This window comes from Candidatus Tisiphia endosymbiont of Piscicola geometra, assembly GCF_964026415.1.
Classification (GTDB): Bacteria; Pseudomonadota; Alphaproteobacteria; order Rickettsiales; family Rickettsiaceae; genus Tisiphia.
Genome location: NZ_OZ032144.1, coordinates 106584 through 123660, shown reverse-complemented (window position 1 = coordinate 123660; position 17077 = coordinate 106584). Strand labels below are relative to the sequence as shown.

The 17077-nt window shown below is 33.2% G+C and carries 14 protein-coding genes; 5 read left to right on the top strand and 9 right to left on the bottom strand.

The window, feature by feature from the left end:
- Positions 1–12 precede the first annotated feature (12 nt).
- The 7 genes from atpA to AAGD26_RS00535 all read right to left on the bottom strand — a co-directional run bounded on the left by atpA (position 13) and on the right by AAGD26_RS00535 (position 5685).
- Positions 13–1569 (bottom strand): F0F1 ATP synthase subunit alpha, encoded by a 1557-nt coding sequence (gene atpA, locus AAGD26_RS00565; RefSeq protein ID WP_341751784.1) that lies wholly within the window; start codon positions 1567–1569, stop codon positions 13–15.
- Between the two features lie 24 nt (positions 1570–1593).
- Positions 1594–2145 carry an ATP synthase F1 subunit delta gene (atpH, locus tag AAGD26_RS00560; RefSeq protein ID WP_341751783.1) on the bottom strand — a complete coding sequence of 184 codons (552 nt, stop codon included), beginning with the start codon at positions 2143–2145 and terminating at the stop codon, positions 1594–1596.
- A 201-nt stretch (positions 2146–2346) separates the two neighbouring features.
- Positions 2347–2541: a hypothetical protein gene (locus tag AAGD26_RS00555; protein WP_341751782.1), complete on the bottom strand. Its 195-nt coding sequence runs from the start codon at positions 2539–2541 to the stop codon at positions 2347–2349.
- Positions 2542–2621: 80 nt separating this feature from the next.
- Entirely contained in the window at positions 2622–4010 is a 1389-nt protein-coding gene (lpdA, locus tag AAGD26_RS00550; RefSeq protein ID WP_341751781.1) for a dihydrolipoyl dehydrogenase, read from the bottom strand.
- A gap of 60 nt (positions 4011–4070) precedes the next feature.
- The gene (locus AAGD26_RS00545; RefSeq protein WP_341751780.1) at positions 4071–5039 is read right to left on the bottom strand and encodes a Fic family protein; all 969 of its coding nucleotides are present in this window, start codon (positions 5037–5039) and stop codon (positions 4071–4073) included.
- Between the two features lie 171 nt (positions 5040–5210).
- Positions 5211–5471, bottom strand: coding sequence for a type II toxin-antitoxin system RelE family toxin (locus AAGD26_RS00540; protein ID WP_341751779.1), 261 nt, complete (start codon positions 5469–5471; stop codon positions 5211–5213).
- Positions 5461–5685 carry a DUF6290 family protein gene (locus AAGD26_RS00535; protein ID WP_341747822.1) on the bottom strand — a complete coding sequence of 75 codons (225 nt, stop codon included), beginning with the start codon at positions 5683–5685 and terminating at the stop codon, positions 5461–5463. Before AAGD26_RS00535 ends, AAGD26_RS00540 begins: the two co-directional genes overlap by 11 nt.
- An 83-nt stretch (positions 5686–5768) precedes the next feature.
- Between AAGD26_RS00535 and AAGD26_RS00530 the strand changes: the two genes are divergently transcribed.
- Entirely contained in the window at positions 5769–6461 is a 693-nt protein-coding gene (locus AAGD26_RS00530; RefSeq protein ID WP_341751778.1) for a SprT family zinc-dependent metalloprotease, read from the top strand.
- On the opposite strand, the gene rpe is transcribed toward AAGD26_RS00530, so the two are convergent.
- On the bottom strand, positions 6450–7100 hold the full coding sequence (gene rpe / locus AAGD26_RS00525; RefSeq protein ID WP_341751777.1) for a ribulose-phosphate 3-epimerase: 651 nt from the start codon (positions 7098–7100) through the stop codon (positions 6450–6452). The two genes, AAGD26_RS00530 and rpe, sit on opposite strands and share 12 nt — an antisense overlap.
- Positions 7087–7221 carry a hypothetical protein gene (locus AAGD26_RS00520; RefSeq protein WP_341751776.1) on the bottom strand — a complete coding sequence of 45 codons (135 nt, stop codon included), beginning with the start codon at positions 7219–7221 and terminating at the stop codon, positions 7087–7089. The genes rpe and AAGD26_RS00520 overlap by 14 nt, the downstream gene beginning before the upstream one ends.
- A gap of 156 nt (positions 7222–7377) precedes the next feature.
- Here AAGD26_RS00520 and AAGD26_RS00515 point away from each other — a divergent pair, with 156 nt between their 5' ends.
- The 4 genes from AAGD26_RS00515 (at position 7378) to AAGD26_RS00500 (ending at position 17055) form a co-directional block, all read left to right on the top strand.
- Positions 7378–8922, top strand: a complete 1545-nt coding sequence (locus AAGD26_RS00515) for an acyl-CoA carboxylase subunit beta (RefSeq protein ID WP_341751775.1) — start codon at positions 7378–7380, stop codon at positions 8920–8922.
- A gap of 21 nt (positions 8923–8943) precedes the next feature.
- A complete protein-coding gene (locus AAGD26_RS00510) occupies positions 8944–10941 on the top strand; it encodes an acetyl/propionyl/methylcrotonyl-CoA carboxylase subunit alpha (protein WP_341751774.1) in 1998 nt (665 codons plus the stop codon).
- A 73-nt stretch (positions 10942–11014) separates the two neighbouring features.
- The gene (locus AAGD26_RS00505) at positions 11015–12862 is read left to right on the top strand and encodes a PAS domain-containing sensor histidine kinase (protein ID WP_341751773.1); all 1848 of its coding nucleotides are present in this window, start codon (positions 11015–11017) and stop codon (positions 12860–12862) included.
- Between the two features lie 218 nt (positions 12863–13080).
- Entirely contained in the window at positions 13081–17055 is a 3975-nt protein-coding gene (locus AAGD26_RS00500) for an autotransporter domain-containing protein (RefSeq protein ID WP_341751772.1), read from the top strand.
- Positions 17056–17077 lie beyond the last annotated feature (22 nt).

Genomic DNA, 17077 nt, shown 5'->3' with positions numbered 1-17077 from the left:
CCTGAAGTCGATTTAACTTACTGAACAAGCGTTAAAGTTTTGCACAAAATTTTCTAAGAAAATTTTTAACTTTTGTTCCATTTCTTCAGTAACTCGTCCTTGCTCTCTAATAGATACTAAAATATCGTTTTCACTCAGTTTTATTTCTTGTAGCATTCTACGCTCAAATTCTTTTATTCGTTCAACAGGAATACTATCAAGATAATTCTTTACCCCAGCATAAAGACTAACCACCTGTTCCTCAATAGGGAAAGGGTTATATTGATCCTGCTTCAATATTTCGCTAAGCTTTGTACCATGTGAAATAAGTTGTTTAGTTGAAGCGTCTAAGTCTGAACTAAACTGAGAAAAAGCTGCTAATTCCCTAAATTGTGCTAACTCAAGTTTCACACTTCCTGCCACTTGCTTCATAGATTTTACTTGTGCTGCTGATCCTACCCTACTCACGGATATACCAATATTTACCGCTGGTCTGATACCTTTATAGAACAACTCATTTTCTAAAAAAATCTGTCCATCAGTAATTGATATAATATTGGTTGGAATATATGCGGAAACATCACCTGCTTGGGTTTCAATAATTGGCAAAGCCGTAAGAGATCCACCACCAGATTCATCTGACATTTTTGCTGCTCGTTCAAGTAACCTAGAATGTAGATAAAATACATCTCCTGGATAAGCTTCACGTCCCGGCGGTCTTCTAAGTAGTAGTGAGATTTGTCTATAAGCAACAGCATGTTTACTTAAATCATCGTAAATAACTAGTGCATGCATACCATTATCACGAAAATACTCACCAATACTACAACCAGTGTAAGGAGCAACATATTGTAACGCAACAGGATCAGAGGCAGTAGCTGCTACAACTGTGGTATATTCCATTGCTCCTGAGTCTTCTAATCTTTTTACTACCTGTGCAATAGTCGATCTTTTTTGACCAATAGCTACATAAATACAATAAATTTTATTTTTTTCATCACCGTCAAGATGAGCTTGTTTTTGGTTAATAATAGTATCGATAACAATAGCGGTTTTACCTATTTGCCTGTCACCAATAATTAACTCCCTCTGACCTCTACCAATAGGAATTAGGGCATCAATTACTTTAATGCCCGTTTGCAGCGGCTCTGTAACACTTTTTCTAACAATTATCCCAGGAGCTTTTTCCTCTATATTCCTATATGTATCAGTTATAATCTCGCCTTTACCATCAATAGGATTTGCCATACCATCAACGACCCTACCAAGCAACGACTTACCAACTGGTACTTGTAAAATCTTTCCAGTTCTTTTTACCGCATCACCTTGTTTGACTTCTCGATCACTACCAATTAATACAATACTTACAGAGTCTGTTTCAAGATTAAGAGCTAGACCTTTTACTCCTGACGCAAACTCAACTACCTCGCCAGCTTCCACATTATCAATACCATATACCCTAGCTATACCATCACCAACCGTTACAACCTGCCCTACTTCTCGTAAATCGCTAAGCTGATCAATGTTAGCAATTTCTTTTTTTAATATTTCAGCAAGTTCGACAGCCTTTAATTGTTGGGTAGACCCCATAGTTATTCCTCATATAAAATTTATTTAACCTATCTTTGTAGCTTTCAAGGTTTTCGTTATTTTTTCTAACATTCCAACAATAGAATAGTCCCTAACTATGCTATCATATTGTACCACAATACCACCAATAATTGACTGATTTCGGTGGAAATTTATGACAACCTTCTGCTGAAACTCATCTGCTAAATATTTTGTTAACCATTCTTTCTCTCTAGTTTGCAAAGATTTAGAAGAAGTTACTTTTACCATTTTAATATTTCTGCTGTTATTAAGTAGTTGTTGGTATAATACTATTATGTTTGATAAAATAGGCATACGTGAATGCCTTAGTAATATTAACAAAAACCGCTTAACTATAGATTCGATATTAAAGGTTTCTGTAATTAACTCAATTATTTTACATTTGTCAATATCCTTTACTATCGGAGAAAATATAACAACCTTGATTTGCGGATTATCCTCGATAAATTGATTAATAATGCTAATCTGCTGTAATATTTTATCTTCCAAGCTACTTGCCAATGCATTATCAAATAAAGCAGAAGTATAGTTACGTACTAATTTATTGTTAATCATTATGTTTTTATATCCATAAAATTCTATAATCTTAGCGTCTTATATACTCAAATGATTTGGAGAATGGAGACAATAAACAAGGAGTGAACGAACGCAAGCAGTATATGAAGTACGTAAGCACACGAATCTCCCACAAGTATTTGCAAGAACCAATTCTTCAAAGCAGAAGAGTATATATGATCCGTTTTTATTATGCTAAAACTAAATCAAACAATAATAAACCACATACAGCCAAGAAAACAAGCCATGCACGATTGCCCATAATACAGAATGGTTTATATTAAATGAAATAGCCATAGCAAGTGCCGCACCAAATGACACGCCATGCTGCATAACAATGTTTATTCTCCTCCTTGGTGGATAAACTCCATAATCTTCACGGTTCATTTTACTCATTTTTTTTCCTCATATTAATTCTAGGACAATTTATAACATAATTTATGCTTACCACTAAGTAACAAAAAGAATTTTTTTAATTATATATGAATAGCCCTACCATAAGCCTGCAATACTGACTCACCCATCATTTCAGATAAAGTTGGATGAGGGAAAATAGTATTGATTAAATCAAGCTCTGTACCTTCCATAGTTCTAGCAATCACATAACCTTGAATTAGTTCAGTAACCTCTTCGCCTATCAAATGGGCTCCTAACAATTCACCAGTCTTTACATCAAAAATCGTTTTAATCATCCCTTCAGTACAACCATCAACCAAGGCTTTACCATTAGCGATAGACGGGAATCTGCCAATTTTCACTTGGTAACCAGCTTTTTTCGCTTGTTCTTCAGTAAGTCCTACACTAGCAATCTGAGGTGAGGAATAAGTACAGCCTGGAATATTACGTTTCTCTATAGGATGAGCTTTAAGCCCCGCAATAGTTTCTACAGCAATAATACCTTCATGACTTGCCTTGTGGGCAAGCCATGGCGCTGATGTTACATCACCTATTGCATAAATGCCTTCCTCTGAAGTTTGCATAAACTGATTGGTAATAATATGACCTCTATCTATTTTTATATTAGTTTTTTCTAAATTAAGGTCTTCTATGTTACCAACTATACCCACGGCTATAAGCAAAATTTCAGCTTGTATCTTGTAATTTTTTTTATTTATCTCAACTTCAACTACAACATGATCTTGGGTTTTGCTATGATTTAACAATTTGCTATTAGTATGAATTTTTATGCCTTTCTTTTCAAAGGTTTTTTGTGCCATTAAAGAAATTTCTTCATCTTCAGCCTGTAATATCCTATTTTGCACTTCAATTACAGTGACATTTGTTCCTAAAGCATTATAAAATGAAGCAAATTCTATACCAATCGCTCCTGATCCAACGATAATCATAGATTTTGGTAATTTATCAAGAACCATAGCCTCTTTGGAGGTAATAACTTGCTTGCCATCCGGCTCAAATCCATCTAAGATTCTAGACCTTGCACCTGTTGCAATTATTATGTCCTTTGCTTTAATCAAAATTTTTTGACCATTATTATTGATCTCTACTACCTTGCCTGTTCCTAGGCTAGCCGTGCCATCAATTATCGTAACCTTATTTTTTTTTAGCAGAGATTTAATACCAGATGTTAACTGCGTCGATATATCTCTAGAACGCTGTACTATTTTTTTTAGGTCAAAACTTGCTTCACCTACTATAATACCATAATCTTTAGCATGTTTAATTTTTTGAAATAATTCAGCTGATTTAAGCAATGCTTTTGTTGGTATACAACCCCAATTTAAGCAAACTCCCCCTAAATGCTCCTTCTCAATCAACACAACTTTTTTATTTAGTTGTGCGGCCCTAATTGCAGCCACGTAACCACCTGGTCCACCACCAATAATCGCTAGATCATAATTTTCCATTAATATATCCACTCATTCTTTCTAGATTTCTTTTATAACTTAATTTAACGGAAGAGTCTATTATTGAAATTTATAACAAGTTTGATTTTTTATACCTTTATGAGTTAGGATACCTTCCTTAACCCCAAAGATTAGATCACGACTGGCCGACGCAGAAGAAATATTCTTATGTAACAGAATATAATCTTTCCTTGAAAACCAACTATTTGGTAATTTTATTTTAGCAAATTCTAACCTAGACTTAGGAGTTTTGACTTGCGATACTACATTATTAACATATAGTTGCAGAGCTTTTAGTATCTGTGTTGCCATAAATTCAATGAATAAGGTAGACTCCCCTACTTTATCACACTCAGCTAAAACGTCATAGTACTCACTTTGTTCGTTTTTTATTAGTACCTCTACCGAAATATATTTAAAAATTGGATTTGCTTTCATTAATAATAATTGTTGCCATAACCTACCCATTCGTCCATTACCATCTGAGAAAGGATGGATAAATTCTAGCTCATAATGAAATACGCAAGCTTTAATTAGCCACGGAATATCCTTGTTTTCTTTTATGAACTGAAATAATTTATCAATTAATAATGGAACACGATTAGCTTTAGGAGCTATATGAGATATTTCATTGCCTTTAAATATGCCAACTCCGCTAGCTCGAAAATAGCCATTATCAACTATTAACTCTTGCATCAATAATCTATGTGCCTCTAATAAACAATCTATTGATAATGGATTTAATTTATGTAAATTATTGTATAATTTAATGGCATTGTTAACTTCAATAATATCATTTTTAGGACCTAGCACCGGTTTCCCATCAATTATATCGGTTATTTGGTCTAAACTTAAACTATTACCTTCAATTGCTAAAGAAGAATGGATAGTCTTTATTTGGTTACTTTTTCTAAGTTTTACTGCAGGCAAAGAAAGCTTAGCTCCGGATAGAATACCAAGCTCATATGCAATATCTTGTAGTAATGTAAGTATTTTATTACTTACTTGAAAAGGTGGTTTTTTACTCATAAAATGATAGTATCATATGATACTATCATTGGCTATAAAATAATATTAGATTTTAAATACAGAGTAATTTGAACTTTGCAGCTATATAGGCTTAATAACGGCGTTGGGATGATAAGCGAGAGTCCTCTAGCCTCCGTAATTTCTAGTATTTAGTATGTACTAACATCGGTTTTAATCATATATTTCACGTCTATGTCCTACATCAATAACCAAGATCAGCGATTCGTTATTACTGATATTGCAAATAATTCTATAATCATCAACTCTGTAACGCCAAAGACCTTTCTTCTCTCCAACAAGACTTTTGCCAAAATCATGAGGATTAATAGAGATTCTGCTTTCCAAATAGTGAATTATACGTTGTTGTGTATCTTTATTTAATTTTGAAAATTGTTTTCTACTACGATCCGTAAACAGAATACTATAAGCCATTTTCCTTTTTAATTTGATTTAATGAATAAGTTTTAAAACCATCGTTATAAAACTCATCTAAAGCTTGCCTGCCAATTGTAAGATCATTTTGATCGACTAAATATAACTCTACAGCTTTTCTTAGTATATAGGCTTTACTACGGTCATGCACTTTAGCAAAAGTTTCAATTTGTTCATTTAACTGATCATCTACGTTAAAAGATAAAGTATGCATAATTAAGTTACTCTTAATAAATTTAATTAACTAGAATTGTCAATATACTATATTAATAATAATTTTTAAATTAGATTTTAAACATGAAACATCAGCAGATTACTTTAGATAAACTAGGGTCTGATATTAACATTCCAGTAAGATATAGTACTAAAGCCAAACGAATTAGCATTAGAATAAACCACACAGGAGCTGAATTAGTTTTACCTAATAAAAATTTTAATACAGGATATAAATTTTTGTTAGAAAAAGAATCTTGGGTTAGGCAAAAACTGCAAAAATTCTTAAACAAGCCCTCCTTTGATTATAACACAATAACAGTCTTTGACGAAGTATATTCGTTATTAAATATTGATGCAGATTATGAAAAAGTACAAATCACGGATGATGTTATTCAGATATATTCTTTACCCTCACAACACAAAAGTACTTTAGTAAGGTTTTTAAAAGATATGTTTTTACTAGAAACCACAAAACTGGCTACTCTTCTAGCAAAAGAACATAATATAAACTTTACTAAAATTAAAATTATGAATAATAAGGGCAAATGGGGAAGCTGCTCTAGTAAGGCTGTACTTGCTTTTAATTGGCGTCTTATTTTTGCTCCAAAAAAAATATTAAAATACTTAGTGGTCCATGAAATGTGTCATATAATTGAAATGAATCACAGTCCTCGTTTTTGGAATTTAGTAGCAAGACTTTATCCTGACTATAAGTTGGCTAGATTATGGCTTAAGGAAAATGGCAATACTCTCCATCAATATTTAATGTCTTAGTAAGTCTATTTGTTTTTGATAATCTTTTGATTGAAAAATAAAATTACCTGATACTAAAATATCAGCTCCAGCTTTTATACAGTTCTTACCGGTAACATCATTTATTCCTCCATCTACAGAAAGCAATATATTTTTGCCGGAATTTTTAATTTTTTCCGAAATAATTTTGACTTTCTCTAGCTGATTCTCTATAAACTTTTGGCTAGAAAAACCGGGGTTTACGGTCATTGCTAGAATTAGATCTACTTTATCAATAATATAATCTATAGAATTTGGACTTGTAGAGGGAAGTAATGCCACCCCAGCTTTTAACCCTAAATTTTGAATAGTACTTAAAGTTCTGTCAAGATGAATAGTGGTTTCAGGATGGATAGTGATAATATCCGCTCCGCTACTAGCATAGTCTTTAATCAAATATTCCGGGTTATTAATCATTAAATGTACGTCAAATGGTAATGTAGTGTGAGGTCTTAAAGCTTTTATTATAGGAGGTCCAAATGTTAAGTTAGGTACAAAATGTCCATCCATAACGTCTATATGGATCATATCAGCACCAGCTTCTTCCAAAGAACTGATTTCTTTTTGCAAATTAGCAAAATCTGCTGACAGTAACGAAGGTGCGATCTTAATTATTTTCACTTTTGTTTTTATCCTCAATATGAACTTTTTGGCTATTTTTTCTTCTTGCTATATTCTGTTTTAAAGCACTAGACAGTTTTTGAAATTTACTCTCACTAAATTTACTCCCACTATTTTGCAATTTCTGCTGCTTTTCCTTTGTTATAAAACCCTTCCTATAAACTTTTTTAAGTTCTTCACTGCATTCTATAACTATTCAAATAAATTTCTACTATCTTTTCGACATTTTATTATTATACTACAGGTTATGATTTTATAATGAACTAGTATAGCCATAATGAATCAACATATTGTAAACTCTCCTGAATCACTTGATGAAAAACGCAATAATGCCCGTCAAGGTGGGGGAGGAGAGAGAATCGCCTTACAACATAAAAAAGGTAAGCTTACTGCAAGAGAAAGAATAGAAGTATTGCTAGATCCTGAGAGTTTTGAAGAAACAGGAATGTTTGTTGAACATAGATGCAGTAATTTTGGCATGAACGACAAAAAATTTCTTGGGGACGGTATAATAACTGGACATGGTACCATAAATGGTAGATTGGTTTTTGTGTATAGCCAAGATTTTACGGTATTCGGTGGATCCCTTGGTGAGTATCATGCTAAAAAAATATGTTCCCTACTCGATTCTGCTTTGGCGGTAGGAGCCCCAGTTATTGGCATAAATGATTCGGGAGGAGCAAGAATCCAAGAGGGAGTCGATGCTCTCGCTGGTTATGGTGAATTATTCCAACGTAATGTAATTGCTTCCGGTATTATTCCACAAATCACCTTAATTATGGGACCTTGTGCTGGTGGTGCTGTTTATTCTCCTGCCTTAACAGATTTCATATTCATGGTTAAAAATACTTCTTATATGTTTGTAACAGGACCAGACGTAGTTAAAACTGTTACAGGTGAAGAAGTAAGCCAAGAACAACTTGGCGGAGCAAAAATGCATACTACAAAGAGTGGTGTTGCTGACCTTGCTTTTAAAAATGATATAGAGCTACTTCTAGAAACTAGAAGGTTTTTTAATTTTTTACCTCTATCAAATCGTAGTCCCCTACCACATCGTCGTACCGAAGACCCAGCTGATCGGGTTGATATGTCCCTAAACACCTTAGTCCCAAGCATTCCGAACAAAGCTTATGACATGAAAGAATTAATTGAGCGTATTGTTGATGAAGGAGAATTTTTTGAGCTGCAACCAGATTTTGCTAGAAACATTATAATCGGCTTTGGTTATATGGAAGGAAGACCTATAGGATTTGTTGCGAATCAACCATTACATTTAGCTGGCTGTTTGGATATTAACGCATCAAGAAAGGCAGCAAGGTTTGTTCGTTTTTGTGATGCGTTTAATATCCCAATAGTAACTCTAGTTGATGTACCAGGTTTTTTACCTGGCACTGATCAAGAGCATAACGGAATTATTAAACATGGAGCAAAATTGTTATATGCGTACGCTGAAGCAACTGTACCAAAAATTACCATAATTACTAGGAAAGCTTATGGTGGAGCTTATATAGTTATGAACTCAAAACATCTTCGTGGTGATGTGAATTACGCGTGGTTCAACTCAGAAATTGCAGTACTTGGAGCTGAAGGAGCTGCTGAAATAATATTTAAAGAAGAATGCAAAGATACAGAATCAAAAAAACGAAAAATCCAAGAGTATAAAGATACTGTTACTTCTCCTTTCACTGCAGCATCTAGAGGATACCTAGACGATATTATAAAGCCTCAAAATACTAGATGGCGTATATGTAAAGCACTAAACTTTCTTCAAAACAAAAAAATACAATTACCATGGAAGAAGCATGATAACTTACCACTTTAGTATACTTAAGCACGAGATTTTATGACTAAACCATTATTTGATAAAATTTTAATCGCCAATCGTGGTGAAATAGCTTTGAGAATAATGCAAACCCTAAAGAAGATGAGTATTAAATCAGTTGCCGTATATTCTGAAGCAGATACACATTCAATGCATGTACAATATGCTGATGAAGCTTATTATATCGGCAATTCTCCTGCCACTGAAAGCTATTTGTCAATTAAAAATATTGTAAATGCTATTAGAGCAAGTGGTGCTTCAGCAGTACATCCAGGATATGGATTTTTATCAGAAAATTCAAATTTTGCAAATATCTTAAAAAGGGAAGGAGTTGCCTTAATAGGTCCCAATGCTTCTGCTATTAAGAAAATGGGTGATAAAATTGAAGCAAAAAAAATCGCTATGGAAGCAGGAGTCAGCACTGTCCCTGGCTATATTGGTACTATCAGCAACATAAATCAGGCTATAGAAATTGCAGAAAAAATAGGTTTCCCTGTTATAGTTAAGGCAACAGCTGGCGGTGGTGGTCGTGGAATGAGAGTAGTAAAAAACTCCGAAGAAATGGCTAATGCCTTTGAATCAGCTAAGCTTGAGGCAGTAAATAATTTTAGCGATGGTAGATTATTCATTGAAAAATTGATTCAGTCCCCTAGGCATATTGAAATACAATTATTAGCTGATCAGTATGGTAACAGTGTTTGTCTTGGTGAGCGAGAATGTTCAATTCAACGTTATCATCAAAAAGTGATTGAAGAAGCCCCAAGCTCCTTTATTACCGAGGAAATACGGCAAAAAATGTATAAAGAGACCATAGCTTTATCTAGCAAGGTAGGTTATTACTCAGCCGGGACAGTTGAATTTATAGTTGATTTAGATAAGAATTTTTATTTCCTTGAGATGAATACTAGGCTACAAGTTGAGCATCCAGTAACTGAACTGATCACTGGTATTGACATAGTAGAAGAGATGATAAAAATTGCTGCTGGTGAAAAATTATCATTTTCTCAAGAAGATATAAAATTAAAAGGGCATGCGTTTGAATCTAGAATTTGTGCAGAAAACCCCATGCGTGGATTTCTGTCGTCTAGCGGTAGAATTACTGAATATTCAGAACCACCAAAAAATGCTAACATACGTGTGGATACAGGTCTTGGACTTGGTGGAGAAGTCAGTATGTTTTATGATTCAATGATTGCAAAGCTTTGTACTTACGGAGAGACTAGAGAACAAGCTATTGAGGTTATGCGTTCTGCTTTAAGTGCTTACATAATACAAGGTATTTCTCATAATATTAGTTTCTTAGAAGCAGTAATATCACATCCTCGTTTTATAGCAGGTGATATAAATACCGCGTTTATAGAAGAAGAATATCCAGATGGTTTTTCTGGAGCAAGCTTAACTTCTGAAATCACTAAAATATTCCTAGCTACAGCCATTTTTGTTTATATTGCGGAGCAAAAACGTGCTTCGTTAATTTCTGGTCAAATAGTCGATCAAACTAATAAAATCGGTACTAGATGGGTTGTATCAATTGATGATAAACTATTTCCAGTTTTAATTAAATCAGTAGATTATGGTTATAATATAAGACAAGAAAATGATAGAATTTATATCCGTAGTAACTGGAACTTAGGTAGTAGACTCTTTTCCTGTATTGTAAATGGTAGAAAAGCCAATGTAAAAATTGGTAATATCTTAACAGGTTATATGTTATCACATTCAGGTATTACTGTTAAAGCTTATGTCCGTTCTCCACGGATGTCTGAACTAGAAGCGTTGATGATTACAAAAAATATCCAAGAAGAGCAAACAGAGCTGCATGCCCCGCTTGCAGGACAAATTATTGCAATTAAGGTTCAAGAAGGTTGTAAGGTAGTTATTGGTCAAGAGATTATGGTTTTAACTGCTATGAAAATGGAAAATATACTTGTTGCTGAGCGTAACGGGAAAATTGCTAAAATCTTAGTTAATGAGAAAGATCAGGTGGTTAGTGGGCAGGTGTTACTTGAATTTGCTTAGGTTTAAACTAGATATAATAATAGCTTGAAAATTAATTGTAACTAGCATACTCAAATGATTTTGAATAATAAAAATGTTGAATTACTTTTATCGAGATCTTAAAAAATATTGTAGTAGCGGTAAATTAATATTTGTTCTAATAATTGTAGCCATTATATTGGCTTGCTCGACTTATTATGTGATTTCAATTGAGTCGAAATCTCTTGGTCCAGACCCAAGTAGAGTTATAGGGCTTATATTAGTAGATCTTGCTGTATTCTTACTTTTAGGCATTTTATTAGCTCGTAAATTTTTACGAGATTTTATTGATAAAGGTGAAAGGGAGACGTCTTCGAAATTACAAAATCGTATCATTATTGCCTTTAGCTTAATTGCTACAATCCCAACCATTATTGTTTCAGTCTTTTCAGCATATTTTTTTAATTTTGGCATTCAATCTTGGTTCGATAAAAAGATTTCTGCTGTGCTTGATCAGTCGATAATAGTCGCAGAATCTTATATAGACGAACATAAACTACAGTTACGAGAAACAGCATTATCTGTCGCTGATGATTTAACTGAGATGTATTATAATCTAATACATAATCCCCTTTCATTTAATGAAGCATTAAATACTGAAGTTGAGATGCGTTCTCTTGATGAAGCTATAGTTTTTCATAGACCTACTAATACTGTTATTGCTAATACATTCTTAAGTTTCGCAATTTCATTTGCTACTATTCCAGCTCATTTAATGAAAAGAGCTGAGCTAGGAGAAATTGTTGAGATAAAATCTGATCCTAAAAAGATTCGAATGCTTACAAAACTTAAAGATCATAATGATATATATTTGTTGGTAGGTAGATTGATTGATGCTAAAATTATTGATCATATTGATAAAACTAACGGTGCAGCTGAAGAATATTATCGTCTTAAAAAACATATATCCAGTATGCAGATCAAATTTTCTATAGTATTTATTTTTATTGCTTTATTACTGCTATTAGCTGCAATAAGCTGGGGGATGATTTTTGCTACAAAGATAGTAAAGCCTATTCGGAAATTAGTGATTGCTACTGAAAAGGTTAAAAATGGTGACTTAACTATTCAAGTACCAGAAGACCTTGTTAATAAAGATGAAATAAGCGTTTTATCCTCAGCTTTTAATAGGATGATTAAACAAATTGACCATCAACAAAGAGATCTAGTTATAGCTCAGCGTGCACTTGCTTGGTCTGACGTAGCAAGGAAAGTAGCTCACGAGATTAAGAATCCTTTGACACCTATTCATCTTGCCTCCGAAAGATTACTTAGGAAATTTAGTAATCAAGTTGAAGATAAGACAGAGTTCAACAAATACATACAGATGATTGTACGTCATACTGACGATATTAAGAAAATTGTCTCTGAATTCGTTAATTTTGCAAGACTACCAGCCCCAATATTTATGGATTGCGATCTAGTAATTCTTATAAAGAATATGGTTGAATCACGAAAATTAATTAATGATAAAATATTATATAAATTCATCACAACTGATCAACACATAGATTTTATCTGTGATACAACTCAAATTAATCAGATTATGGTTAATTTATTAAAAAATGCCGAAGAATCTATAGGACTTACTAGATTTCAACAAGGTGTTATTGCTGTTTCTATAACCAAGTCTAACCATCAGATCACTATTACAGTAAATGACAATGGAGTAGGATTCCAAGCAAATTTAATTGATAGGGCTACAGAACCCTATATAACAACTAGATCTAAAGGAACTGGTTTAGGACTAGCCATTATCAAAAAAATAGCACAAGATCATTGTGCAACACTAGAGTTAGCAAACAAGTACGAGGGGGGAGCGATTGTCAACATAACATTCAACCTTGATGAATTAAAATTAAAGATCAATAATTCGAAGTCGATAAATCACATTCTCACTTAATATTCTTTCCTTACTTTACCTCTTTCTTGGCGACTCTCTTATATTTAAAGTCATGCTTTATAACAATATACTTAATCTGTAATCGTGATTTTTATCACATATTAGCAAATCTCTCTTTAAAAATAAAATTATAAATACAGTTTTTACTTTCCCTCTCTATGACAATTGCGTTAACATTAATTAATCTTTAATAAATAAATTAACTGATAGGTAATAAAATGGTTTTATTTAACAAGTTACAAAATAATTCTCTTATTAATAGATCTAATAGATATATATCTAATAGATCTTTAGTAACAAGGTGCATAATTTTTCTTTTTTTGTTTATTCTGTTTTTTTTATTACAAGGATTTGGTACATCTAATGTTTTGGCAGCAGGATTAAGAAATGAGCAAATAAATTTATATCATCCAAACCCAACTATTAATAGAGAATACTTTGAAAATGAAATAGAAACAACTTGGCAACTTATTGATGAAGCTCGTGATGAGTTGAAAAGACTAGAACAAACACGTAATTCACAAATAATAGACAGATTTGGGGATTATGACAATGAGTTGAAAAAAGAATTTGGTTCACAAAACAATTATTATCTAGGAACACTTAAGTTACTAGAAGCAAATTATTTAACATTACTTGATTTACATAGAAACTATAGTTTCAAGAAAGAAATGATCGAAGAAAAAATATTAAATAACGAAACACGGAAAGGTATAAAGGAGAAAGGTTTAACCGCAATAAAGCAACTAATAAAGAGAAATTCTAAAGAATATGATAAAGCTCAATCAGACGCTGAACGAAAGGCTTTGGTAGAAAAGGAAGAATCTTTATCAAAAATAAAAAAAGAATTAGAAGAAGCCTCATATCAAGATGCTGTATATTTGAAGAATGAGAATAACAAACAAGGAGGGAGCGAATATAACGTAGTAAACACAAACCCCGAAAGTATTTACGAAGACAATTTTTCAGATCATTCAAGTATAGTTAAAATTTTAAAAGAAATAGACATATCTCCACAAGACCTAAGGTACGATGATAACACAAAAGAAACTCTTTATATTAATCTTAAGGAAGTAAATCAAAAGTTAGAAGATTTGGCACAGGATATGAGTAACATAGAACAGCAAGAGTCAATACTCAACCAAGAAAAAGATCATTACGACAAACTATCAAGTGCTATCAATATAAAAGAAGATAAAATCCGCAAGTTAGAAGAAACAAAACAATACTTTGAATCTAAGTTAGATTGTAAAGAGGCTAATAATTCATTACCTACTTTACCAAAGAAGAAATTTAAGAATGTGGCAGCATACATTATTTCTATTATCAAAGCACAACCTCAAGCTTCTAATAGTTTGATGTCAGTAAAATCACCTTATATATCTCTTAATGACCCACCTCCAAATCCAAGCTTAAGTATGCAAACAGAGATATTACCATACCAAGTAGAGGATTCTGTTGTTATGCCTCTAATATCAGATACCACTCAGCCTAATAATCAAACGCTAACCGATAAAGCTATACCACTAGTAAACACTAAAAGTTTACACAACGAATTTCAAGAATTTGCAACAGAAGATGACGGTAATAATCAACGTAAGGAGATTATTACTCGCAGACATAGCATCGAAACAGAACAACCTAAACATTATCAAGATAATAAAACTATTACTCGTACGTTTAGCCTCGAACTCCCCCGACCCCAATCACTAGACGAAGGATTTTTCTCTCATCACAGCAGCATACCAGAATCTGAAGAGGAAGAGTGGAGCGACTCTGAAGATGAACCACTCATAGATACTCCCAAAAGGTTTTCACGGTCATCTTCATTAGCACCACTCGATCCACAATATTATTCAAGAAGATCATCAGATACCTCAAATCTTGATTCTAGTGATGAATCCTTAGATAGTAAACTAGATGACGAAGAATCTAAACCGCCAAGATTATATAGAAGATATTCTCCAACTCTTCCTATATTGCAATCTCAAGCTCCAAAAATAGATAGAACTCAAAATGTTGCATCCTTTCAAAATAGTACTGAAGCAGCAGTAGTAACATTTCCCCCACCAATAACTCAAGAACAATCTTCAACAATGCACGCAGTAGTTGAGCAAGTTGTAGTATACAATGCGGACAATAAACAAGGGGTAAACGAAAACAACTTAGAGCTACATGAATATTATAATCCACCGAAACTTTATAAAACTAAAAGGCAGAAAAGGAGTATAGCTGTACATGATATATTCGATGAAAATAATCTTGGATTAGAAGAATTATTTAAAGAAGAGGCTGTGCCAATAGTAGCTTATGAGCAACTTCTTGAGGCTGAACATGATGCAGATGAACATCTTGTAGCTGATCATCAACCTCTCGTAGCTGCACCTCAACCTCCTGCAAATGTAGTCCATGTAGAAAATAATCCTCCTGCAGTTCAACCTCTTGCAGCTGCACCTCAACCTCCTGCAGATGTAGTCCATGTAGAAAATAATCCTCCTGCAGTTCAACCTCTTGCAGCTGCACCTCAACCTCCTGCAAATGTAGTCCATGTAGAAAATAATCCTCCTGCAGTTCAACCTCTTGCAGCTGCACCTCAACCTCCTGCAAATGTAGTCCTCGTAGAAAATAATTCTCCTGCAGTTCAACCTCTTGAGGCTGTACCTCAACCTCCTGCAAATGTAGTCCATGTAGAAAATAATCCTCCTGCAGTTCAACCTCTTGCAGCTGCACCTCAACCTCCTGCAAATGTAGTCCATGTAGAAAATAATCCTCCTGCAGTTCAACCTCTTGAGGCTGTACCTCAACCTCCTGCAAATGTAGTCCATGTAGAAAATAATCCTCCTGCAGTTCAACCTCTTGCAGCTAATGAGCAGCATCTTATAACTAATGATCAACCTCAGAAGGATGAACATGATATATTTGATGAAGATAATCTTGGGTTAGAAGAATTGTTTAAAGAAGAGGATGTACCAATAGTAACTAATGATCAAGCCCAAGAGGCTGAACATGATGCAGATAAACGTCTTGTAGCTAATGATCAACCTCAGAAGGATGAACATCTTGTAGCTAATGAGCAACTTCCTGAGCCTGAACATCCTGCAGATGAACAGCTTATATCTGATGTTCAACCTATTGCAACTGCAACTGAACCCCAAATTTCTGCAGAAACTACAATATTAGCTGAAAAAGAATCTTATATCTCACCTATTAATTTTGATATCGAACAAAATATAGCAAAATATACTACATATATAGAATTTGATTACTTGGATTTAACTTCAAACGCTTTAAGTACTCGAAATAATCTATTAAAACCTAATAGGGTAAATATGGTAGCGGCAGGGGATAATGATTATTATATTAAAAAAGGAGGGTGGATTCAAGTTATGAACTCTACTAGCAAACAAAAAGGAAATACTTTACCCTTTAAAAATAATCAGCAAGGCTTCGTTCTAGGTTTTGATGCACAGCCTCTTGATGAACTTATTATAGGAATCGCATATGCTAATGCAAATTCATATACTAAATTTCAAAGCATCTTTAATGACAAGCAAAATATTATTTTACATGTAGCTGCAGTTTACAGCAAATATACATTATCACAAAATATGTATCTGAGTTCTTATCTTAAATATGGTAAAGCCTTTATTAAAAATCTAGGGAAAAGAGATACTATATCAATTAATAGCAAGACTAACGGTTATGTAGGACGTGCGAAGCTTGAAACTCACTATAAAGTTGATTTAGATAAATTTTTGTTCAAACCAATGGTAGGAATAATATTTGATCATTTTCTAATCAAAAATTTTACAGAATATAGGAAAGATTTTAATATTAATGTACCAACTAGGAAAGGAAAAAGAGTATCATTTGAAACTGGAATTGATTTCAGTAAACGCATTTTAGTAAGAAATATTTCAATTATTCCTAAGGTACACTTTAAACTAGATCAGACTGTTCTACTAAATAATTCAACCGACATCATTAATTTTACTAGCATAGAACACCATACTCAAACAGTAGCTATCACAAAATCTCTAAGACCATCTCCAAAGAATGTTATGTACACTTTAGGAGGTTGTATAAACATGCAATCTGTATCAGCACTTGAATTAGGTGCTGGTTACGATTATAGTTTAAAAAAAAGTTTTACTACCCACTCTTTCTATGTTAATGGATCAGTAAAATTTTAATACAAGTTGCTAATTATTACAT